This is a genomic window from Sphingopyxis sp. (genome assembly GCF_034380315.1).
In the GTDB taxonomy this organism is placed as follows: Bacteria; Pseudomonadota; Alphaproteobacteria; order Sphingomonadales; family Sphingomonadaceae; genus Sphingopyxis.
On sequence record NZ_JAXMPB010000010.1, the window covers coordinates 15,920 to 36,711 of the forward strand.

Annotated in this window: 20 protein-coding genes; 12 read left to right on the forward strand and 8 right to left on the reverse strand. The window is 64.7% G+C overall.

Annotation, left to right across the window (positions count from 1 at the left end; translation table 11 throughout):
* Positions 1-66 precede the first annotated feature (66 nt).
* Positions 67-963, forward strand: coding sequence for a LysR family transcriptional regulator (locus tag U0S50_RS15980; RefSeq protein WP_322309674.1), 897 nt, complete (start codon positions 67-69; stop codon positions 961-963).
* Between the two features lie 10 nt (positions 964-973).
* Here U0S50_RS15980 and U0S50_RS15985 read toward each other — a convergent pair whose 3' ends face one another.
* From U0S50_RS15985 to U0S50_RS15995, 3 genes are read right to left on the reverse strand one after another with little or no spacing between them, the layout of a single operon-like run.
* Complete coding sequence (locus tag U0S50_RS15985) at positions 974-1,174, reverse strand: FecR/PupR family sigma factor regulator (RefSeq protein WP_322309675.1); 201 nt, start codon at positions 1,172-1,174, stop codon at positions 974-976.
* A 47-nt stretch (positions 1,175-1,221) separates the two neighbouring features.
* Complete coding sequence (locus U0S50_RS15990; protein ID WP_322309676.1) at positions 1,222-1,719, reverse strand: sigma-70 family RNA polymerase sigma factor; 498 nt, start codon at positions 1,717-1,719, stop codon at positions 1,222-1,224.
* Positions 1,716-2,435: a M23 family metallopeptidase gene (locus U0S50_RS15995; RefSeq protein WP_322309677.1), complete on the reverse strand. Its 720-nt coding sequence runs from the start codon at positions 2,433-2,435 to the stop codon at positions 1,716-1,718. The genes U0S50_RS15990 and U0S50_RS15995 overlap by 4 nt, the downstream gene beginning before the upstream one ends.
* 141 nt (positions 2,436-2,576) lie before the next feature.
* Between U0S50_RS15995 and U0S50_RS16000 the strand changes: the two genes are divergently transcribed.
* Genes U0S50_RS16000 through U0S50_RS16040 form a run of 9 tightly spaced genes read left to right on the forward strand, consistent with a single transcriptional unit; the run spans position 2,577 to position 12,786 of the window.
* Positions 2,577-3,389 carry an aldolase/citrate lyase family protein gene (locus tag U0S50_RS16000; protein WP_322309678.1) on the forward strand — a complete coding sequence of 271 codons (813 nt, stop codon included), beginning with the start codon at positions 2,577-2,579 and terminating at the stop codon, positions 3,387-3,389.
* A 5-nt stretch (positions 3,390-3,394) separates the two neighbouring features.
* Entirely contained in the window at positions 3,395-4,222 is an 828-nt protein-coding gene (locus tag U0S50_RS16005) for an inositol monophosphatase family protein (RefSeq protein WP_322309743.1), read from the forward strand.
* On the forward strand, positions 4,219-6,102 hold the full coding sequence (locus U0S50_RS16010; RefSeq protein WP_322309679.1) for an SLBB domain-containing protein: 1,884 nt from the start codon (positions 4,219-4,221) through the stop codon (positions 6,100-6,102). The genes U0S50_RS16005 and U0S50_RS16010 overlap by 4 nt, the downstream gene beginning before the upstream one ends.
* A complete protein-coding gene (locus U0S50_RS16015) occupies positions 6,099-7,226 on the forward strand; it encodes a capsule biosynthesis protein (protein WP_322309680.1) in 1,128 nt (375 codons plus the stop codon). The genes U0S50_RS16010 and U0S50_RS16015 overlap by 4 nt, the downstream gene beginning before the upstream one ends.
* Complete coding sequence (locus U0S50_RS16020; protein WP_322309681.1) at positions 7,223-8,218, forward strand: glycosyltransferase family 2 protein; 996 nt, start codon at positions 7,223-7,225, stop codon at positions 8,216-8,218. Before U0S50_RS16015 ends, U0S50_RS16020 begins: the two co-directional genes overlap by 4 nt.
* Entirely contained in the window at positions 8,215-9,513 is a 1,299-nt protein-coding gene (locus U0S50_RS16025; RefSeq protein WP_322309682.1) for a glycosyltransferase 87 family protein, read from the forward strand. The genes U0S50_RS16020 and U0S50_RS16025 overlap by 4 nt, the downstream gene beginning before the upstream one ends.
* Positions 9,510-10,523 carry an NAD(P)-dependent oxidoreductase gene (locus U0S50_RS16030; protein ID WP_322309683.1) on the forward strand — a complete coding sequence of 338 codons (1,014 nt, stop codon included), beginning with the start codon at positions 9,510-9,512 and terminating at the stop codon, positions 10,521-10,523. Before U0S50_RS16025 ends, U0S50_RS16030 begins: the two co-directional genes overlap by 4 nt.
* Entirely contained in the window at positions 10,520-12,349 is a 1,830-nt protein-coding gene (locus U0S50_RS16035) for a thiamine pyrophosphate-binding protein (RefSeq protein ID WP_322309684.1), read from the forward strand. The genes U0S50_RS16030 and U0S50_RS16035 overlap by 4 nt, the downstream gene beginning before the upstream one ends.
* Before the next feature lie 50 nt (positions 12,350-12,399).
* On the forward strand, positions 12,400-12,786 hold the full coding sequence (locus U0S50_RS16040; protein WP_322309744.1) for a GtrA family protein: 387 nt from the start codon (positions 12,400-12,402) through the stop codon (positions 12,784-12,786).
* Here U0S50_RS16040 and rfbG read toward each other — a convergent pair.
* Both rfbG and rfbF read right to left on the reverse strand, forming a co-directional pair.
* Positions 12,760-13,872, reverse strand: coding sequence for a CDP-glucose 4,6-dehydratase (gene rfbG / locus U0S50_RS16045; protein WP_322309685.1), 1,113 nt, complete (start codon positions 13,870-13,872; stop codon positions 12,760-12,762). The genes U0S50_RS16040 and rfbG overlap by 27 nt on opposite strands.
* Entirely contained in the window at positions 13,869-14,642 is a 774-nt protein-coding gene (gene rfbF, locus U0S50_RS16050; RefSeq protein ID WP_322309745.1) for a glucose-1-phosphate cytidylyltransferase, read from the reverse strand. The genes rfbG and rfbF overlap by 4 nt, the downstream gene beginning before the upstream one ends.
* Positions 14,643-14,683: 41 nt before the next feature.
* Here rfbF and U0S50_RS16055 point away from each other — a divergent pair, with 41 nt between their 5' ends.
* Both U0S50_RS16055 and U0S50_RS16060 read left to right on the forward strand, forming a co-directional pair.
* Complete coding sequence (locus U0S50_RS16055) at positions 14,684-16,393, forward strand: ArnT family glycosyltransferase (protein WP_322309686.1); 1,710 nt, start codon at positions 14,684-14,686, stop codon at positions 16,391-16,393.
* 104 nt (positions 16,394-16,497) lie between these two features.
* Complete coding sequence (locus U0S50_RS16060) at positions 16,498-18,765, forward strand: FdhF/YdeP family oxidoreductase (protein WP_322309687.1); 2,268 nt, start codon at positions 16,498-16,500, stop codon at positions 18,763-18,765.
* Here U0S50_RS16060 and U0S50_RS16065 read toward each other — a convergent pair.
* From U0S50_RS16065 to fdhD, 3 genes are read right to left on the reverse strand one after another with little or no spacing between them, the layout of a single operon-like run.
* Entirely contained in the window at positions 18,762-19,310 is a 549-nt protein-coding gene (locus tag U0S50_RS16065; protein ID WP_322309688.1) for a mechanosensitive ion channel family protein, read from the reverse strand. The two genes, U0S50_RS16060 and U0S50_RS16065, sit on opposite strands and share 4 nt — an antisense overlap.
* On the reverse strand, positions 19,297-19,842 hold the full coding sequence (gene mobA / locus U0S50_RS16070; RefSeq protein ID WP_322309689.1) for a molybdenum cofactor guanylyltransferase: 546 nt from the start codon (positions 19,840-19,842) through the stop codon (positions 19,297-19,299). The genes U0S50_RS16065 and mobA overlap by 14 nt, the downstream gene beginning before the upstream one ends.
* Positions 19,839-20,672, reverse strand: a complete 834-nt coding sequence (gene fdhD / locus U0S50_RS16075) for a formate dehydrogenase accessory sulfurtransferase FdhD (protein WP_322309690.1) — start codon at positions 20,670-20,672, stop codon at positions 19,839-19,841. Before fdhD ends, mobA begins: the two co-directional genes overlap by 4 nt.
* Between the last annotated feature and the right edge of the window lie 120 nt (positions 20,673-20,792).

Below are 20,792 nucleotides of genomic sequence, written 5' to 3' on the forward strand. Positions count from 1 at the left end.
GGCGGCCAATTCGAAATTAGAAAGAGGCTATGCAAAAATTGCATAACTTTGAATTGGAACGATTTCATGGAACTCAAATGGCTCGAAGACCTGCTGAGCGTTGCCGAAATCGGTAATTTTTCGCGCGCGGCGGAGGCGCGGCTGGTCACCCAATCTGCGCTCAGCCGCCGGATCCAGTCGCTGGAACTGTGGGTCGGGGTCGAGCTTCTCGACCGGTCGCAGCATCCGATCTCGCTGACCCCGGAAGGCGAGGATTTCATCGCCGTCGCACGCGAAATCGTCGCGCAATCCTATGACGCCAAACGCAAGGCGATGGCCAATTCACGCATCGCCGCAACCGGTGTCCGGGTCGCGTGCCTGCACACGCTGGCACTTTATTTCCTGCCTGGCCTGTTTGCCGATCTGCGTCGCAAGATCGGCGCCTTTCAGGTATCGATCGTCGCCGAAACACGCACCATCGACGAATATCTGACCGCACTCCTCAATGGCGGCAGCGACTTCTTCATCAGTTACGATCACCCATCGGTACGCTTTGACATCGACCCCGATGCCTTTCCCAGCAAGGAAATCGGTATCGATCGGATGATCCCCTTTCAGGCCGATGGGTCGGTCATGAAAACAATCGCCGACGCGAGCGATGATCCCATTCCCTATCTGGAGTTTTCAAAAACCTCCTACATGTCGCATGTCGTGGGCAGCATATTGCAGGCAGCTCCGGCGAAACTGAACCTTGCCCCGGTCTTTCGCGCATCGCTTGCCGAAAGCCTGTTTACCGCAGCCAGGGGCGGCCTCGGCCTTGCCTGGCTTCCCGAAAGCATCGTCAACGGCGGATTCGCGGAAAAGCCCGTCGCTGCCACATCCGACCCATGGTCGACGACGATGAAGATCAAAATCTATCGGGCGGCGCAGAACAGCACCCATACGGTCGAGGCGATCTGGCAGGCGCTGGAAAGCCGCGAATAGCGGGTGATCATCAGCCTGGCGGCCGGCGCAGGCGTGCCACGGCGGCCGCGGCCCAGGCATCATTGTCGAGCGCCGCTTCATAAGCGGCAAGATGCGCGGGATCAGCCTCCAGCCATTGCGTGAAGTCGTCCCAATCGTCGAAATTTTCGTCGCCGATACGGACGATCCAGCGGCGGGCCGCTTCATTCGTTTCCGGATTGTCCTTCGTCATGCCCCGCCCCTTCCGGCTCGGCCTATCCCATGACGAAGTGAAAAGTGCTATCCCGTATTCGCGATCGTGCGAATATCGGCGAGCATATGATAGGCTTTGTGGAGATCTTTTTCCACGGAACTCAAGCTGATACCAAGCTCCGCGGCGATCTGGGCCTGACCCACGCCTTCCAGTCGAAAGCGGCGAAAGGCGTGTTCGACACGGGGGCCGAGTGCCGTCAGCGCCGCCTGCACCGCCTCCAGTTGTTCCCGCGCGATCAGGACCCGGTCGCCGCCTGGCTGATCGGAAGGACCGTCCGCCACCTCCATCCAGTCATATTGGCGCTTGCCCCGACTGACCGACGATCGCCGGGCATCGCGCACCAGATTCTCCGCTGCCCGAAAGACATAGGAGCGCGGATCGGCCACCGGACGCGCGGGCTCCACGGCCAATTTCTGCCACAGATCGTGCAGCAAATCCTCCGCATCCTCGCCCGCGCCGCGCGCCGCCAGAAAGCGGAGCAGGCGTGGACGTTCATCGACCAATATCAGCTGCAACCCGTTCATTGGGCGGCGGTCCCTGCCGCTGCACCACCCTCGCCCCCGGGAAGCGGGACGGCGCCTTCCTCCGGCGCCCCGGCGCGGCGGCGCGCGAAGCTCGATCGATGAACCGCGGGCGCCGCCACCCGGCGGCCCTGCCCCGCAACGCGCCCTTCGCCGGCACCCAGCAAGAGAAGTGGATCGACAGTGCGTCCATGCTGACGGGTTTCGAAATGCAGATGCACCCCCGTCGAACGCCCGGTCGTTCCCATCGCGCCGATAGGCTGGCTGCGTTCTACCCGGTCGCCCGCCCGGACGCCGATCCGCGACAGATGCGCATAGCGCGTGCGCAGACCGTCGCCATGGTCGATCTCGACCATATTGCCATAGCCGCCCGCGCGCCCCGCAAAGGCAATGGTGCCGCGTTCGGACGCCAGGATCGCGCTGCCCGCCGTTCCCGCAATGTCGATGCCGTGATGCATGCGTCTGCGGCCATGGATCGGATCGACGCGAACGCCATAGCGCGATGTCACCCCCGGCCGACCCAACGGCATAACCGCGACGGCAGTCGGTTCGGCGACGGGCTGTGCCACGCCGGTCTCGGCCAGTCCCTCGTCGATGCTGCCGGACAACATCGCGGCCTGCCCCCCGGGCAGCACCGCAAGCACCGGCTCCGCAGCACAGGCAGCCGCACCAAGGCACCATGATGCAATGGATGAGCAAAGAGCCAGGGACGCACGCATGTCCTATAGTGACGTTGCCGCCTGCCCATCCCCTTGGCGCCAACAGATAAAATAATTCCGGGCCACAATTGTTACGGAAACGGTCCGCATTCTCCGTCTCGACCATGCAACGAGCCTGTTCGCGTGGAAGGAGTAGATAGGATGAATGCCAGGGAACGTCGGATGCTGGACATGCTCAAAAAAGGCCGCGACCATTATGGCGTCGTTGCCGTAAAGGCCGAGTTCGAAGCCGAAGGAACCCGTCCGGACGAGCTTCTGCGTCTTCTGGAACTGACATGGCGCGCCGACCTCAAGTTCGCGCTCAAGATCGGGGGCTGCGAAGCTGTCTCGGACCTTCATGCCGCTCGGCTTTACGGCGCCGACTATATCATCGCCCCGATGGTCGAAACGCCCTATGCGCTGTCCAAATTCATCGATGCCAGCCGAAAGGTCTATGGCGGCGACCGGGCCGAAACCGGAATGCTGTTCAACCTCGAAACCGAAACGACCCTTGCCCACCTGGACGCCATGCTGCCGCTGGCGCGCGGGGGCGTGGACGGCATCGTATTCGGCCGGGTCGACTTTACCCAATCGCGGGGGTTGCCGCGCGGCGCGATCAACAGCGAGGCGATCAGTGAAGCCGTGCTGCGGGTCGCGCGGGTCTGCGCCGACAATGATCTGGAACTGGTCGTCGGCGGATCGGTAGCCGTCGAGGCGGCAATGGCCCTGCGCGCCTTTCGGCAGATCCGGCTTGACCGTTTTGAAACGCGCAAGATCGTCTTTGACGGCAGCGCGGCCGACAGTGCCGATTTCAACGACGCGATCGCCAATGCCGTCGCATTCGAGCTGGAATGGCTGAAGAACAAGCGCGACCATTATCGCGCCATCGCCGACGAGGATCTCGCCCGTATCCGCATGATCGAAGAGCGCGAGAGCACGGCCCAGCGCGGACATCTGGCCAGCGTCGCTGCGTGATCGACATGACATTGGGGGATCGGGTTTCGCAATTGATGCGCGAGGTGGCCGGACACGTGATCATGCCGCGCTTTCGGATGCTCGCGCCGGGAGAGACGATCGAGAAAAGCCCCGGAGAGGTCGTCACCATCGCCGATCGCGAGGCCGAAGAGCGGCTGCATGACGGCCTGTCCGCGCTAGGCCTTGGCGCGCGGATCGTGGGCGAGGAAGCCGCCGCCCATACCCCTGCCCTGCTGGATCATATCGGCGAGGGGCCGCTCTGGCTGATCGACCCACTCGACGGCACCGCCAACTTCGCGGCTGGACGCGCGCCTTTCGGCATGATGATCGCATTGGTCGAAGACGGCATGCCGGTGGGCGCGTGGATTCTCGACCCGCTCAGCGGCCGCCTGCACCACGCCGAACGCGGCAAGGGTGCGACATGCGACGGCACGGCCATTCCGCCCCGTGTATCACGGCGCTCGCCGATCCGAGCAGCAATCGGATCCCACTTCATGACCGAAGGCCAGCGAATGCAACTCCATCATGTCGCAAGCCGCCATCTAGACGTCAGGCCGGTGCCGCGCTGCGCCGCCGAAAGCTATGCCCGGCTGCTCAGCGGTCAGGACGATGCCGCGCTTTTTCAGCGTATCCTTCCCTGGGATCATGCGGCCGGCGCGTTGCTGATCACCGAAAGCGGCGGCGTCGTTACCCACTGGGATGGCTCTCCCTATCGCATCGGCGGTCCGGGGCGCGGCATTCTCGCCGCTTCGAACGCCGCGTTGTGGCAGGAGGCCGCCGCGAGGCTGTTCGTCCCGGAAGCGGGTTTGGCCGAAGCGGAGGCAAGGTTTTGACGCCTCGCATCATCCTGTTTTCCACGGCGGTGCTGCTCGCCGGCGTTCCATCGCCGATGGTTGCCGCGCAGCTCGCCTCGCCCGTCGCCGCAAGTGCATCGCCCCCGGCATCCCGAGGCGACGACCCCGCGCAGCGAGGCGCAGCCGAGCAGATCGCGGTGCCCGCCATCGACGTACCAGCCGTCGCGCCGGTGGAGCTCGAAGGGGCATCGCCGCCGCGCCGCGGGGTCCCCAAGCCGCCCGGCGGCCAAGATCGTCCCGACGCCATGCACCCGGTCCCGCCGAGCGAGTTCGAAACCTATGTCTCGACCCTTGCCGGAAAGCCTCTGCGGCGCTTTGGCGCCGAACTGCTCCTGCCGGGAGCCCGCGACTTCACGGCTCCGACGACGACGGCCGTTCCGCCCGATTATCGGATCAATCCGGGCGACGAAATATTGCTCGGGATCACGGGATCGGTTCAGGCGGCGGGACTGCGCCTGGTGGTCGATGGCGAGGGACGAATTTTCGTACCGCGCGTCGGCGCCATCGTCGTGGGCGGGGCACGATATGGCGACCTCCATGCCATCGTCGAACGACAGGTCGCGCGGCAATATCGCGGATTCAATCTGGAGGTTGCGATCGGCCGCCTCCACGGCATCACCGTTCACGTCACCGGCTTTGCCGCTCGTCCGGGTTCTTATACGACAGGCAGTCTGTCCACCCTGGTCAACGCCGTGCTCGCCGCTGGCGGACCCGCGCGCGGCGGCAGTTTCCGGTCGCTGCAACTTCGCCGCGTGGGCAAGCTCGTGTCCGATTTCGACCTGTACGACCTGTTGCTGAAGGGCGATGCCCGCGGCGACGTCCTGCTGCAAAATGGCGACATCATCTATATCGCCCCAGCTGGCGAAGAAGTCGCTGTGGTCGGCAGCGTCAATCGTGAAGCCATATTCGAACTGGCGCCCGGCGAAACGCTGACCGACGCCATCATCCACGCCGGCGGCGTCAACACGGTCGCCGATAACAGCCGCCTGATGGTCCTGAACGGCCTGGGCAGCGGGGAACCCGGCTGGCGCGAAGTCGACGCGGCGCAAGCCGCCAAGCGCGCGGCAAGGCGGGGCGACGTCATTCGCGTCCTGTCGCATGTCGGCATCGCCCGTCCGCTCCACCAGCAGCCGGTCCTTGTCACGATCAGCGGCGAAATCGCACGTCCCGGCCGCTATTATGTCGATGCCGGTACGAAGATGGCCGATGTGCTGGAAAAAGCGGGCGGCCTGACCAGCGACGCTTTTCCCTATGCCAGCGTGATCACGCGCGAAAGCGTCAAGAATCAACAACGCCTGAGCTATGACCGCGCCATCGACGATGTCGAATTGCTGCTGGCAACCCAGCCCATAACATCGGCCAATCGGGCGCAACTCGTCCAACCGGGCAATCTGGCGCTGATCGAGAATATCGTCGGCCAATTGCGCAAGCGCGAGCCCGACGGGCGCCTGGTGTTCAACCTGCCGGTCGATGCCGCCTCGCTGCCCGGCGATCTGATACTGGAAAACAACGACGTCATCCATGTCCCCGCGCGCCCGGTCACGATCGGCGTCTTCGGCGCGGTTCCCAGCCCGGCTTCCTTTTCATATCGCGATGGCGCGACCGTTCGCGACTTCATCGAATCCGCAGGCGGCGTCCAGAAAATAGGCGACAAGTCCGCCATTTTCGTCGTCCGCGCCAACGGAACCGTCCTGTCCGACGGCAGACGCACGCTGCGCGCGCCTGCCCTGCCCGGCGATCTGATCTATGTTCCGGTCGACGCGAGCCGCGGTGAATTCTGGGCACGACTGCGCGACATTACCGGGTCGCTGTTCGGCGGACTGGTGGGCGCGGCATCGATCCGGTCGATCTTCAAATGATCGCGCGCCGACCAGGCTGGAGCGGCATCGCCGCCCTCATCGCCGATGCCCGGCACCGCCGCCGTGCCTATGCGGTGGGCGCCCTGCTGCTCGCGTTGCTCATCTTCTTTCCCCAACCCCACGTCGCCCGCGCAAAATTATTGCCGCAGGACAATAGCGGCATGGGGTTGGGGTCGATGCTGAACGCGCTCGGCGGCCAGGCTCAGGGGCTCGCCGCCATGCTCGGCGGATCGAAGCAACAGATCGACATGTATCTGGCGGTCGCCCGCAGTAGCGAGGTCGCCGATCAGGTGATTGCCGAATTGAAGCTCGTCGGCTCTGGCGGATACGCCTCCGCCACCGCGGCGCATCGCGCGCTCGCTCGCAAGACCGATGTGCATTCGCTGACCGGCGGCATGATCGAGGTCAAGGTGCGCACCCACAATCCACGCGAAGCCGAAAGATTGGCCCGTGCCTATGCCGACGCGATCAGCGACCGCATCGTCGCCCTGGGTCAGGATCGCGCGGACCGCAAACGGCGCATCATTACCGAGCGCTTTCGCGAGGCAGCGGGCCGCGTCGCCAAGAGCGAAACGGCGCTCAACGAATTTCGCCGTCGCAACCGGCTGGCCGAGCCGCAAGCCGAACTGGGCGCCGCCCTGTCGGTGCGAGCCGGACTGGAGGCCCGGTTGCAGGCAAAGCAGGTCGAACTCGCAACTCTTCAGAAATTCCAGGGGCCGGAAAATCCGCAATTGCTGGCAGTGCAATCCGAAGTCGCCTCGCTCCGCACGCAGATCAGCCGCAGCGCGCGGCCGGAAAGCGGCCCTGCGGCGCCGAATGTCGCGGGCCTGGGAGAGGTGTCGGGCGAATATTTGGACCTCTATCGCGACTATCGCTTCGCGCAGGCGATGTACGAGGTGTACGCCCGCTCGTCGGAAGAGGTAGCGGTGGAAACGCTGGTCGGCGAAACCGGGGCCAACGTCCAGATGCTGGAAGCCCCACGCCTCGACACCGATCGGAAACTGAATATTCCGGCGGTTGCTCTGCTCGCGCTGCTGATGTTGGCGGCCCTGTTCACGGAAGTCTATGCGCCCGCGACGGCCATCCGCCTGTTCGCCCCCCGCCCGTCGGATGCGGCGGCATGACCGAACAGACGGAGCCCGCCGAACGTTCGCCCGAACTTTCGATCGTCATTCCCTGCTTCAACGAAGCCGACAATGTGGCGGCCATCTGCGCCGCCGTGACCGCCGAAGCCGAGCGTCACGCCGATGGCCATGAAATCATCCTGATCGACAATCATTCGACCGACGGAACCCGGGCGATCATGCGCGAATTGTGCGACGGCGATACGCGCATCCGCGCCATTTTCAACAACCGAAACTATGGCCAGATGCGCTCGCCCACCTATGGCCTGTATCAGGCCGAAGGGCGGGCGGTGATCGGCATGTGCGCCGATTTTCAGGATCCGCCGCAGATGATCGGCGCCTTTCTGGGGCGATGGCGCGCGGGGGCAGAGGTCGTGCTGGGCCAGCGCCGGTCGGAACGGGCATCATGGCCGCTGCGCGCCGCGCGCCATATCGGATATGGGATTTTGCGGCGCTTTGGCGATTATCCGATCATACCGGGCGCGACGGGCTTTGGCCTTTTCGACAGCAAGGTGCTCGATACGCTTGCCGCGTGGAACGAACCCGAACCCTTTTTTCGCGGGATGGTGGTCGAGGGCGGTTTCCATCTCGCGGTCATCCCCTTCGAACGCCCGGTCCGCGCGGCGGGAGTCAGCAAGAATGACTTTTCCGCGCTCGCCTCTTTCGCGCTTTCGGGATTGGCCGGGTCGGCAAAATCGCTGCTGCGCCTGCCCGTCTTTCTGTCGGCCTATGCCATGCTGGTCGCACTCGGCCTGGCCGTGGCCGGCGCGGCGGCATTGGCGCTTGGCGGGCCCGCATGGGTGCTGCTGGGGCTGGCGCTGATCGCCGCGCTGTTCGGCATACTCATGCTGTTCATGGGGCTGATCGGCGAACAGCTGCGGCTGCTGTCCGAACGCGGGCGCAACGTCCCCCTGGTCATCGAGGAGGAGCGCATCAACTTCCCCGCCGATCGCAGAAAGCCTGCGATCCGCACATTCGTCCAGCGGCCATGACCCGCCTGTCGCTGCGGCATCGGCTGCCGGAGGTCGTTCTCGCGCTCGCGGTGCTCGCCAGCTTCGGCTGGACCCTCTATCATGTGCACGCCTTCGGCTATTTGCCGCAACCTTTCGTGTTCGATACGAACGACAGCCTGATGGACTGGTTCAACCCGGCCTATTGGGCGAATAATCCGGGGGTCTATGACGTCTGGCGCAGCATATATCCGCCGCTCTCTTTCGTCTTTCTAGACCTGACAAGCCTGCCCAGCTGTTATCTGCAAAGCCCCTTTTACGCCCGCGATTGCGACTGGCTGGCGCGCGGCGTCATCCTCGGCACCTATGGCATCAATGTCCTGATCGCCTGGATCTGTTTCCGCCGGGTCGATCCCTATAGCGCGCCAATGCGTACCATCGCGATCGCCATCGGCCTGCCGATGCTGTTCACGCTGGAACGCGGCAACCTGATCCTGATCGCCTTCGCCTTCTTCATGATCGCGCATGGCCCCGTAACCCGATCGAGGCGCTGGCGCATTCTCTCTGCGGCGGTCACGATCAACTTCAAACCCTATCTGCTGCTCCCCGTCCTCGCGCTGGGGATCCGCCGCGACTGGCGGGCGCTGGAGGCGGCGGGGATTGCCACCATCGCCATCTATCTGGCGTCGCTGGCGTGGGTCGGATCGGGCACCCCGGCGGAACTGGCGTCCAATACAGCGCATTGGGTGGTGTTCCAGGGCGCGCAGGTCTGGAACGAGGTCAATTATTCGACGAGCTATGCCCCACTGACCATGTTCCGGAAACTGGACCTGCCGGTCATGAGCTTTGTCCCGTCGCGGATCGTCGAAACGATCGAATGGCTCGTTCCGATCGCAATCCGTTCGACCCAGCTGATCGCGCTGATCGCGCTCGCAGCGGCCTGGCTCCAGCCCCGCGCCCTGCCCGCCCACCGGGTCGCCGCGCTGTTCCTTGGCGCCTATCTCGTTACCCAATCGCCAGGCGGCTATACCCAGCTTTTCCTGATATTCCTCATCCTGCTGGAAAAATGGGAGCGAGCAGGGCCGGCGACCGCGATCGCCTGCGCCTACCTTCTCTGCATCGCGGCCGACTGGCCGCTCGCCACCATTCTCGACGTGACGGGCAACAGCTGGCTCACCGACCGCTCGGTCACGGCCAGCTTCGGCCTGACCGCGGGGCACTTCCTGCGCCCCGGCCTGATCCTTGTCATCGTCTGGGCGCTTTCGCTCGACAGTCTGGCGCGCGCGGTTCGCGCCCATCGCGAGCGGCGCCCATCATTCGGGCTGGCGGTGGCATGATATTGGCCGACGACCTGACGGCGATCAACCGCCGCCTCGCGGCGCATTGGCCACTTCTGTCGGGTGCGCGCATTTTCATGACCGGTGGCACCGGCTTCATCGGCCGCTGGATGCTCGAAGCGCTCGCCCGCTCCGAATCGACGGCCGAGGTGGTCGTGCTTAGCCGCGATCCCGCGGCCTTTGCCGCCCGCGCGCCGCATCTGAGCGCCCGATTCCACATGATCGCCGGCGACATTTCGGATTTCGCGCCGCCGCCGGGCCCCTTCACCCATGTCGTTCACGCGGCAACCGATGCGAGCGCAGTGCTCAATGCCAACGATCCGCGGCGCATGTTCGATACCATCGTCGCGGGCACCCGCCGCATAGCCGACTTCGCCGTCGAACGGCGGGTGCAGCGCGTGTTGTACCTCAGTTCGGGAGCGGTTTACGGCGCGCAGCCGCCGACCATGGAGCGGGTCGGCGAAGACTGGACGGGAGGTCCCGACCCACGCGACCCCAAATCGGCCTATGGCGAAGGCAAGCGTGCCGCCGAGCTGCTGTGCGCGATTTACGGAAAGCAGTTCGGCCTCGATGTCGTGACCGCGCGCATCTTTGCGTTGCTCGGGCCGCTGCTGTCGCTCGACATTCACTTCGCCGCGGGCAATTTCATCCGCGATGCGACGGCGGGCCGCGCGATCCGTATCGAAAGCAGCGGCTCCGCGGTCCGATCCTATCTCTATGCGGCGGACCTGACGGTCTGGCTCTGGCTGGCGCTGATGCGCGCGCCGCCCGGCACGACATGGAACATGGGGTCGGAAGAAGCGATATCGATAGCCGATCTCGCGCGACGGACGGCCAAGCTTCTGGGCGGTCCGGGCGTCGACATCATGGGCCGCGAGGACGCCGGCTGGAATCCCGGACGCTATGTGCCGTCGACCGCCGCCATCCGCCGCCAGCTTGGTGTCGAACCCACGGTCGCGCTCGACGAAGCGATCCGCCGCACCGCAATCTTCAATGGATGGACAAAATGAACCTGATCAAGCTTTCCGACTGGGTGGCCCAGTTTCTTGCCGACCACGGCGTCCGCGACGTGTTCATGCTGACCGGCGGCGGCGCGATGCATCTCAATCATTCGCTCGGGACCCATCCGGAGCTGTCCACGACCTTTACGCATCACGAGCAGGCGCTTTCGATGGCGGCGGAGGCCTATTACCGGCTGACCAACCGGCTGGCGGTGGTCAACGTTACCTCCGGCCCCGGAGGCACCAATGCGATCACCGGCGTCTATGGCGCCTTTGTCGATTCCATCGGGTTGCTGGTGATTTCCGGGCAGGTAAAGACCGAAACGACGGTCCGCGCGACGGGGCTTCCGCTTCGCCAATATGGCGACCAGGAACTGGACATCGAGGAACTGGTTCGCCCGATCACCAAATATGCGGCGATGGTGATCGATCCGTTGTCGATCCGCTATCATCTGGAAAAGGCCTTGCACCTTGCCACCAGCGGCCGCCCCGGACCGGTGTGGCTCGACATTCCCCTCGACGTTCAGGCAGCAAAGATCGACCCGGCGGCGCTGCTTCCCGGTTTCGATCCGGCGGAAATCGACGCGCCGTGGCAACGCGATCCGCTCGACACGGTCGCGGTCGCGGCAGAGATTATGGAACGGATCGCCGCCGCCCGGCGTCCGGTGATCTTTGCGGGCAGCGGCGTGCGATTGAGCGGAGCCCACAAGGCCTTTCTGGCGCTGGTCGACCGGCTGGGCATTCCGGTCGTGACCGGCTGGAACGCGCATGACGCGCTGTGGACCGACCATCGGCTGAACTGCGGCAAGCCGGGCACCGTCGGGGACCGCGGCGGCAATATGGTCACGCAAAGCGCCGACCTGCTGTTGATACTGGGTAGCCGGCTGAACATCCGGCAGGTCAGCTATAATTGGTCGAGCTTCGCACGCGAAGCCTATAAAATCTGGGTCGATATCGATCCTGTCGAACTCGCCAAACCCAATGTCATACCCGATATGCCGGTCGTCGCCGACCTTGCCGACCTGATCCCCGCCCTGCTCGCCGTTCCCTATGATGGCCCCGCCGACGCGCACCGCGAATGGCTGAACTGGTCGCGCGAGCGCGTCGCCCGCTTTCCCGCCGTACTGCCCGAATATCGCGATCACGGGCATCTGGTGCATCCCTATGTCGCGATGGATGAGTTGTTCGGGCAACTGGACGAAAAGGATATCGTCGTCACCGGCAACGGCAGCGCCTGCGTCATTGGCTTCCAAGCCGCCCGGCTGAAGCCGGGACAGCGGCTGTGGACCAACTCGGGCTGCGCCACCATGGGCTATGATCTGCCCGCCGCGATCGGCGTGTGGGCCGCCACGCGCGGTGAGCGCCGGATCGTCGCCATCGCGGGCGACGGCAGCATCATGATGAACCTTCAGGAAATGCAGACGATCGCAGGCTATCGCATGCCGGTGAAGGTCATTCTGATCAACAACAGCGGCTATGTTTCCATTTTCCAGACCCAGCGCAATTTCTTCAACGGGGTCGAGGTCGGCGGTGGACCGAAGAGCAATGTGAGTTTCCCGGAATTTTCTCGCATCGCCTCGGCCTTTGGCTTTGCCTATTGGAGGGCAGCCGACCATCATGCGTTGCCCCACGCGATCGCATCGGCGCTGGCTGCCGACGGCCCGGCATTTTGCGAGATCATCGTCGACGAAAATGTGCCTTTCGCACCCAAACTTGGCGCGCGGCAGCATCCGGACGGTCGCATCACATCACCCGCGCTCGAGGATCTGTCGCCTTTCCTTCCGCGCGAGACGTTGCAGGCGAATATGCGCATCGCCCTGCTCGACAAAGCATAGGGGTCATGTCCGGCCATTTCATACCGTTAAACCGGCCGCTCCGCTTTTTGATGGCGGGGGCATTGAACACCGCCCTTGGGCTGTCCTTCTATCCGCTTCTGCTCTGGTGGCAGCCCTATTTCGTGACCCATTATCTGCTGGCGCTGGCGATCGCCCAAGCGGTGTGCCTGTGCTTCGCCTTTGCGACGCACAAGCTGTGGGTCTTTCGTACGCGCGGCGCCCTATTCAGGGAGTTTGCGGCCTTCGCCAGCTTTTATCTTTTTAACTACGCCGCCAACTGGGCGGCGCTGCCCCTCCTCGTCGAATGGGGCCGGATTTCCCCTGTCCTTGCCCAGCTCGGCTTCACCCTGACGCTGATCGTCGGTAGCTGGTACTGGCACAGCCGCGTCACCTTTCGCAGCAGCGCACCGTCAGGCCATCTCCGTCCGCGCATTTGACATCGCCGCCCCGTGCGTCAGCAGGGCATATCGTGCGATCTGGTCGAGCGTGACGCGCTGCGCCGAAGCGCCCCCCGCCACGGCACGATGCCATTCGGCAATCCAGTCGAGCGCCGTTTCGAGCGGCAAGACCGGCCGCCACCCCAACCGCGACCGCGCCTTACTGCTGTCCAGGCGCAACAGATGCGCTTCATGCGGCTGCGGACCGGTGTCGATGGCGGCAGCGGGGCCCTTTTCATCCCAGGCCGCGTGCAGGCGCCTGACGATCCAGGACACCGGCCGAGCGTCTTCGTCCCTGGGGCCGAAATTCCATCCCTCGGCAAAGTCGCGGTCGCCCTGTAACAGGCGCGCACCCAGCATCAGATAGCCATGCAACGCCTCCAACACATGCTGCCATGGCCGGATTGCGCCCGGTGATCGGATCGTCGGTGCCCGTCCGGCGAGCATCGCGCGGATCATGTCGGGCACCAGCCTGTCGTCCGCCCAATCGCCACCGCCGATGACATTGCCCGCCCGCGCCGACGCGAGCAACGGTCCGCTCCCCTCAAAGAAGGAACTGCGCCAGGCCGACACGACCAGTTCGCTGCATCCCTTGCTGCTGCTGTACGGGTCGTGTCCGCCCATCGGATCGGCCTCCCGATAAGGCCAGACCCATTCACGGTTTTCATAGCATTTGTCGCTGGTAACGCACAGGATCGCCTTGACGCCCGGAACCCGGCGCGCCGCGTCGAGGATATGAACGGTCCCCATGACATTGGCCGCATAGGTTTCCACCGGCTCCCGATAGGACAGGCGCACCAGCGGCTGAGCCGCCAGATGGAAGATCACCTCGGGCTGGCAGGTTTCGACCAGTTGATAAAGGGCCCCGGCGTCGCGCACATCGCCTTCGACATGCCGTTCTATAATCCCCTCGATACCCGCGAGCGCGAACAGGCTCGGCCGGGTCGGGGGCGGCAACGCAAAGCCCGTGACTTTCGCGCCAAGGCTGTGGAGCCACAGGCTGAGCCAGCTTCCCTTGAAACCGCTGTGGCCGGTGACGAGAACCCGGCGCCCTGCCCAGACGCCGGCCCGGTCCGGCACGCTCACCACCGCTTCCACGGCGCCGCGCCGCGTTGCCACAGATCGTCGAGGTAATTTTTGTCGCGCAGCGTGTCCATCGGCTGCCAGAAACCTTCGTGCCGATACCCCATCAACTCACCGCCGCGCGCAAGCTGCTCCAGCGGCCCGGATTCCCATATCGTGTCGGGGCCCTCGACCAGATCGAGCACCGAGGGATCGGCAACGAAAAAGCCGCCGTTGATCTGTCCCCCATCGCCAAGCGGCTTTTCCCGAAAATCGACGATCTGCTGGCCATCGAAGGCCAGCGCGCCAAAACGGCCCGGCGGCGCCACCGACGTGACCGTCGCGCGGCGGCCATGCGCATGGTGGAACGCCACCAGTGCGGCGATGTCGATATCGGCCACGCCGTCGCCATAGGTAAAGCAAAAGGGTTGGCCGGGTTGCAGATGCGACCGGACCGCCGCCAGGCGCCCCCCGGTCATCGTGTCCGCGCCAGTCTCGACCAGCGTGATGCGCCAGGGCTCGCTGCGTGCCCGATGGACCTCCATCCCATTCCCGTTGCGAAGGTCGATGGTGACGTCCGACATGTGCAGGAAATAATTCGCGAAAAATTCCTTGATCACATAGCCCTTATAGCCAAGGCATATAACGAAGTCATTGAAACCACTCGACGAATATATCTTCATAATGTGCCACAGAATCGGCATTCCGCCAATTTCGACCATCGGCTTGGGCCGGATGGCGGTCTCTTCGCCCAGGCGACTGCCGAGACCTCCCGCCAGAATTACGGTTTGCATCATCGCTCCACGTCTTGGTTTGCGACATCATGACGGAACCAATGCAACCGCCCCGTAACCTCGTTTCGCCACGCCTCGACTGCGTGCTGCTGGCGCTCGTCCTGCTCGTCGCGGCCGGGCTGCGGGTCGACGGCATCGGCTTCGGCCTCCCCGCGCTCAACGACGCCGACGAGCCGCTGTTCGTCGGGACTGCGCTCGAAATGCTGGCGGGCCCCAGCCTGAACCCTGGGTGGTTCGGGCACCCCGGAACGGTGACATTCTATTCGCTCGCACTGCTGTTCGCCGCCGTCGGCGCAGTGGGTGTGGCGACGGGGCAATTTGCCGACATGACGGCCTTTGGCGCCGCCATCTATGCCGACCCGGCATTGGTCATTTTGCCCGGGCGGTTGATGATGGCTCTATTCGGCATCGCGTGCATCTGGCTGACCTTTCGTATCGGCGAACGGCTGGGCGATAGTCGCATCGGATTGACGGCGGCGGCGATCCTCGCAGTCAATGCGGTGCATATCGAATATTCGCAGATCATCCGTACCGACATGCAGGCCAGCTTTTTCATGCTGTTGTGCACCCTTGCCGCGTTGCAGATCGCCAAGGACGGACGCCGCCGCCATTATCTGCTTGCCGGATTGTTCGTGGGCCTCGGCTGCGCCACCAAATGGCCCGCCGCGACCATAGCGATCGCGGTCATCGGCGGCGCGATCGCCGCGCCCGGCGATGCCCGCTCGCGCTGGCAAGACCTTGCGCTGTTCGCGGCCAGCGCGGTCGTCACGCTGATCGCCGTGTCGCCCTATCTGCTGATCGATCATGCGACCGTGCTCGCCAATCTCGGCGGCGAGGCGCGACCGCTCCATCCCGGCGCAACCGGACAGGGGTTTCTGGCCAACCTTGGCTGGTACATCGGGGCGCCGCTGTTCACCTCGCTGGGCGTCGCCGGGCTGGTGCTGATCGTCATCGGGCTCGACTGGCGCGTCCCCGGAGATCGGCGCTGGACTTACGTGATTTTGCCCTTTTCCCTTGCCTTCCTGTTGATCATCGCGCTCCAGTCCTTGCGCTGGGAACGCTGGGTATTGCCGCTGCTTCCCTTTCTGGCGCTTGCCGCGGCGCGGGCGCTCCATGGTCTGGCAGCCCATCTCCCCGCGCGATGGGCGCCCGCCGCGACCGGCGCGATGCTGCTCCTGCTGCTCGCACCGATGATCGACACCACCCGGACCGAAGCGGTCGAGCGGCGGACCGATACGCGCCAGCTCGCGTCGGCCTGGCTGCGGGCGCATGCGCCGCCGGGCAGCCGCATATTGATCGAACATGCGGCCTTTGATCTGTTGTCCGAGCCGTGGAGCCTGCGCTTCCCGCTCGGCGCGGCCGGCTGCGTCGATGTCCACGCGACGCTAGCCGGCCGCATCCAATATTCCGAGGTCGAAGGTCGCCGCAGCGGGCGGGCGATCGTTGATATCGGCCATGTCGACATGGCCCGTCTCGACAGCTGCCGCGCCGACTTCGCCGTCGTCAGCAACCATATTCGCTACCGCGCCGACGCGCGCCATTACCGCAAGGAACTGGCACGATATGACCGGCTGCTTGCCGGAGGCACGCTACGTTTCAGGGCGGCGCCCCTTCCCGGTGCGCGATCGGGGCCCGAGATCGCGATTATCGAACTCGCGCCGGCAAATCGTCCGCCGGCGCCGGTCAAATCGAGTACCGCTGCGCCGCGCCCGGAAGTTCGCCAGACCTTCGCCCGCCCGACCTTCGATTGATACGCAGCGGCGGCGGCTTGTCCGTCATGGCCCCTTGGGCATGGCATTGGGGCGGCCGACATGCTTTATGGAGGCATCCGGACCAATTTTCGGGAGTCGCTCGCATGGCAGACGACAAACCCATCTATCGAGACTATATCCACCCCGCAGGCGGCTGGGGCGCTGCCGCCGCGACGGCCAAGGTGCTCCTCGAACAAAGCGTCGTCACCAAGGGGTCGCGCGCGCTGCTCGCGATGAACCAGCCGGGCGGTTTCAAATGCCCGAGCTGCGCCTTTCCAGACGCGAGCTGTACCAAGACGCTGGAATTTTGCGAAAATGGCGCGAAGGCGCTGGCGCATGAGGCGACCAAGTTCCGCGTCACCCGCGATTTCTTTGCACAGCACAGCGTCGCCGAGCTGATGGAACAGTCGGACTATTGGCTCGAAATGCAGGGCCGGTTGACCGAGCCAATGCGTTATGACGCCGCGACCGATCATTATGTTCCGGTCAGTTGGGACGACGCCTTTGCGCTGATCGGCAGCCACTTGCGCGCGCTCGATAGCTCCGACCAGGCCGAATTCTATACCTCCGGACGCACCCCGAACGAGGCGGCCTTCCTCTATTCCATCTTCGTGCGCGAATTTGGGACCAACAATTTCCCCGATTGTTCGAACATGTGCCACGAACCGACCAGCCGCGGCCTGCCGCCCGCGATCGGCGTCGGCAAGGGCACGGTGATCCTCGATGATTTCGACCATGCCGAGGCGATTTTCGTTATCGGCCAGAATCCCGGCACCAATTCGCCGCGGATGATGACCAATCTGGTCGAGGCACGAAAGCGCGGCGTGCCGATCGTTTCGGTCAACCCGATGCCCGAACGCGCGCTGATCCGCTTTACCGAGCCGCAGGACGTCGTGCAGATGGCGACCTTTGGCTCGACCGCGATCACCAGCGAATTCGTGCATGTGAAGATTGGCGGCGATCTTGCGCTGCTGAAGGGCATGATGCGCGTCCTGTTCGAACGCGACGCCGCGGGCGAAGCCGTGCTCGACCATGAATTCATCGCCGAGCATACGGCAGGGCTTGCCGAACTGCGCGCCGATATCATGGCCCAGGATTGGGACGCGATGGTGGCGGCGTCGGGGGTATCGGAAGAACAGATACGGCGCTGCGCCGAAATCTATATCCGCTCGAACGCGACGATCATCTGCTACGGCATGGGCCTGACCCAGCACCAACAGGGATCGCGGCTGTTGCAGCAGGTCGCGAACCTGTTGCTTCTTCGAGGCAATTTCGGAAAAGCAGGCGCCGGCATCGCACCGATCCGCGGCCATTCGAATGTCCAGGGCGACCGCACCGTCGGCATCGACGAGCGGCCGAGCGAGGCCTATCTCGACCGCGTCCGCGATGTCTTTGGTTTCGAGCCACCACGCGCGCACGGCCACCACACGGTCGAATCGGTCGAGGCGATGCTGGCGGGGACGGCAAAGGTCTTTATCGGGCTCGGCGGCAATTTCGTGCGCGCGGTGCCCGACACCGACCGCGCCTATACCGCAATGGCCAAGCTCGACCTGACCGTCGGCATTGCAACCAAGCTCAACCGCGGCCATCTGGTCCATGGCAAGGATGCGCTGATCCTGCCGGTCGTCGCGCGGTCGGAACGGATCGAAACTACCGCGGGCGAACAGTTTGTGACGATCGAGGATGCGATGTCGAACGTCACAGCGTCGCGCGGCGTGCTTGATCCCGCCAGCGATCAATTGCTGCCCGAGGTCGAGATCGTCTGCCGCATGGCGATGGCCACGCTGCCCGGCAGCAAGGTCGACTGGGCGAGCTATATCGCCGACTATGGCCGTATCCGCGATCGGATTGCCGAGGTCTATCCCGCCATCTACGAAGGCTTTGCCGAACGGATTGCGGCGCCCCAGGGGTTTCACCTCGACATCGCGCCGCGCCGCCGCGTCTGGCCGACCGCCAATGGCAAGGCGAATTTCCTGATTCTGCCGGGACTGAACGTCAACGCGCCGGTCGACGATCCGGCGATGCTGCGGCTCGCGACAGTGCGCTCGCACGACCAGTTCAATACCACCATCTACAGCTATAACGACCGCTATCGCGGCGTACGCGGCGACCGGATGATCCTGTTCATAAATGCCGAGGATCGCGAGGATCGCGGACTGGACGCCGGCACCCGCATTGCGCTGGAAACGATCAGCAGCGACGGTATCGCGCGGCGCGTCGACGGCCTGATGCTGATCGACTATCCGATGCCGCGCGGCGCCGTTGCGGGCTATTATCCCGAACTCAACCCGCTGTTGCCGCTCGATTATTACGACCGGATCAGCGGCACACCGGCCGCGAAATCAATCCCGGTCCGGATCGCACCTGCCTAGCCGCGCGTCAGCTTGATAAACGTCTGCTGCGCCATCGTTCCATTGGCAATGACGATCTGGCGCCCATCGTCGGTGCGCAGCATCGTATAGCCAAGCGAGATATCCTCCACCTCGCCGACCTCGAACTCGTCCTTGGTCGGGGCCGCGACCTGCAACCGGTCGCCGCGTCGAAAGGGCTTGTAAAGGACCAGGCTGATCCCTGCGACCAGATTGCCGAGCGTCGTCTGCGCCGCGAAACCGACGATCACAGACACCAGCCCGACACCAGCCAGCATGGCGGTGGCAAGCCGGTTAAGCGCCGGGATCAGGTGGGCGTATAACGTTGCGAGCAGCAACCAGATGATCAGGATGGTCAGGTGGCTGAGAAAAGACAGGCTGATCTGGTCGATCCGTTCGGATCGGTCGTGGCGCAGCGCCTCGACAATCAATCCGCGCACAAGCCGCGACAACAACAACCCGACCAGCAGCAGCAGCGCCGCGATCGCCACCGCTCCGACCGGACGGCTGGGATCCAAATAGTGAAGCGCTGCCTCAATCTCTTTCACTGCCGCCGTCCCCTTTCGCCAGACGGTCGAGGTCTTCGACCCGGTTGACGTTGGGCGGCACGAATGCGCCCTGCACCGCCCGAGCCCCAACCTGGCGGGCGAAGGCGCGCACCGCAAGGTCGCTTTCACACGCCAGCCAGTCATCGAGACGGTGGGCCAGCGCCGCCGACCACAGCCCGATCACCGGCTGACTCGTCAGGAAAGCCGACGCCGGCGACAGGCTGTCGCGCAGGTCGGCGGGCAGGACCACGCAATCGACCGGCACGGTCAGCGCGGCGTCGAAACCCTGCGCCGCTGCATAGGCCAACGCCCCTGCCATGCCGCCAAGCGGCCCCATGTCGGAGCGCGGCCGGTCCGTGATTGCCGTTAAATGCCCGTGGGTGCGCCCGACGATGACCAGCGCGTCGCAATGCGGGCGCAGCGCATCGGCGGCATGGTCGATCAACGGACGACCGTGGAGCAGCGCCAGCGCCTTGTCCGACCCGAAACGGCGCGATCGCCCGCCGGCCAGAACGGCACCAACGACCCTCATCCGATCATCCCGTGGCGGTCGCAGACGATCAGCGCGCTATCGTCGCGGGCGAGCGACACCAGCGTCAGCCCTGCGGCGCTGGCGCGTTCGGCGGCCAGGCTGGTCGGCGCCGATATGGTGACGAGCATCGGGCAACCGGCGCGTACCGTTTTTTCGACCAGTTCGTAACTGCAGCGTGCCGACAACAGGATGAAGCCACCTGCCGGATCGATACCGCCGCGCACGAGCGCGCCGATCAGCTTGTCGAGCGCATTGTGCCGCCCGACATCCTCGCGCACGCATAAAATGCCGCCGTCGGGCGCGCAAAAAGCGGCAGCATGGACGGCCCCCGTCGCCTGGCCGAGCGGCTGGTGGTCGCGCAGCGCCCCCAGCGCGCGCGCCAGCGCCGCGCGGTCGGTTGCGATACGCGCCGCAATGGGCGGCAAAGGACGCAGCACCTGTTCGATATTCTCGATACCGCACAAGCCACAGCTGCTTTCGCCAACCCGCGTCCGGATACGGTCCATCGCCATGGCAGTGCGGTCAGCCGGCAACCAGATGCGTAGCGCCCAGCCCCCCTCCAGCGGCTGGACATCGACGCGCCGGACCTCAGTCGGACCGTCGACCAGCCCTTCGCTCAGCGCAAAGCCCAGCGCATAATCCTCCAGATCGGCGGGGGTCGCCATCATCACCGCATAGCCGATGCTGGACACTTCGACCGAGATCGGTGCCTCGACGGCAAGGCGGCGTACCAGCGGCACGTCGCCGGGCGTATCGAGGCCCAGTCGGTGGACATCGATATCGACGACCGCCGCCCTCTGCCCGTCCGTCTGCTCGCTGCCGTCCGTCACCCGTCCCGCGCTCCATTGACCATTTGCTTTTACGCGCCTCCCTTTTGGGGACGCCCGCATCGTCGGCATAGACCAATCGCGTCGCCCCCGCACCAGCCTATCCTGTGGCTGGCACCTGGA

Bases quoted from the DNA above. Each gene is read 5' to 3' on its own strand.
- U0S50_RS16015 (WP_322309680.1), top strand. From the start codon at position 6,099: ATGATCGCGCGCCGACCAGGCTGGAGCGGCATCGCCGCCCTCATCGCC.
- U0S50_RS16020 (WP_322309681.1), top strand. From the start codon at position 7,223: ATGACCGAACAGACGGAGCCCGCCGAACGTTCGCCCGAACTTTCGATC.
- U0S50_RS16055 (WP_322309686.1), top strand. From the start codon at position 14,684: ATGCAACCGCCCCGTAACCTCGTTTCGCCACGCCTCGACTGCGTGCTG.
- U0S50_RS15980 (WP_322309674.1), top strand. From the start codon at position 67: ATGGAACTCAAATGGCTCGAAGACCTGCTGAGCGTTGCCGAAATCGGT.
- U0S50_RS16030 (WP_322309683.1), top strand. From the start codon at position 9,510: ATGATATTGGCCGACGACCTGACGGCGATCAACCGCCGCCTCGCGGCG.
- rfbF (WP_322309745.1), bottom strand. From the start codon at position 14,642: ATGCAAACCGTAATTCTGGCGGGAGGTCTCGGCAGTCGCCTGGGCGAA.
- U0S50_RS16000 (WP_322309678.1), top strand. From the start codon at position 2,577: ATGAATGCCAGGGAACGTCGGATGCTGGACATGCTCAAAAAAGGCCGC.
- U0S50_RS15985 (WP_322309675.1), bottom strand. From the start codon at position 1,174: ATGACGAAGGACAATCCGGAAACGAATGAAGCGGCCCGCCGCTGGATC.
- U0S50_RS16060 (WP_322309687.1), top strand. From the start codon at position 16,498: ATGGCAGACGACAAACCCATCTATCGAGACTATATCCACCCCGCAGGC.
- U0S50_RS15995 (WP_322309677.1), bottom strand. From the start codon at position 2,435: ATGCGTGCGTCCCTGGCTCTTTGCTCATCCATTGCATCATGGTGCCTT.
- U0S50_RS16025 (WP_322309682.1), top strand. From the start codon at position 8,215: ATGACCCGCCTGTCGCTGCGGCATCGGCTGCCGGAGGTCGTTCTCGCG.
- mobA (WP_322309689.1), bottom strand. From the start codon at position 19,842: ATGAGGGTCGTTGGTGCCGTTCTGGCCGGCGGGCGATCGCGCCGTTTC.
- U0S50_RS16035 (WP_322309684.1), top strand. From the start codon at position 10,520: ATGAACCTGATCAAGCTTTCCGACTGGGTGGCCCAGTTTCTTGCCGAC.
- U0S50_RS16040 (WP_322309744.1), top strand. From the start codon at position 12,400: ATGGCGGGGGCATTGAACACCGCCCTTGGGCTGTCCTTCTATCCGCTT.
- U0S50_RS15990 (WP_322309676.1), bottom strand. From the start codon at position 1,719: ATGAACGGGTTGCAGCTGATATTGGTCGATGAACGTCCACGCCTGCTC.
- U0S50_RS16005 (WP_322309743.1), top strand. From the start codon at position 3,395: ATGACATTGGGGGATCGGGTTTCGCAATTGATGCGCGAGGTGGCCGGA.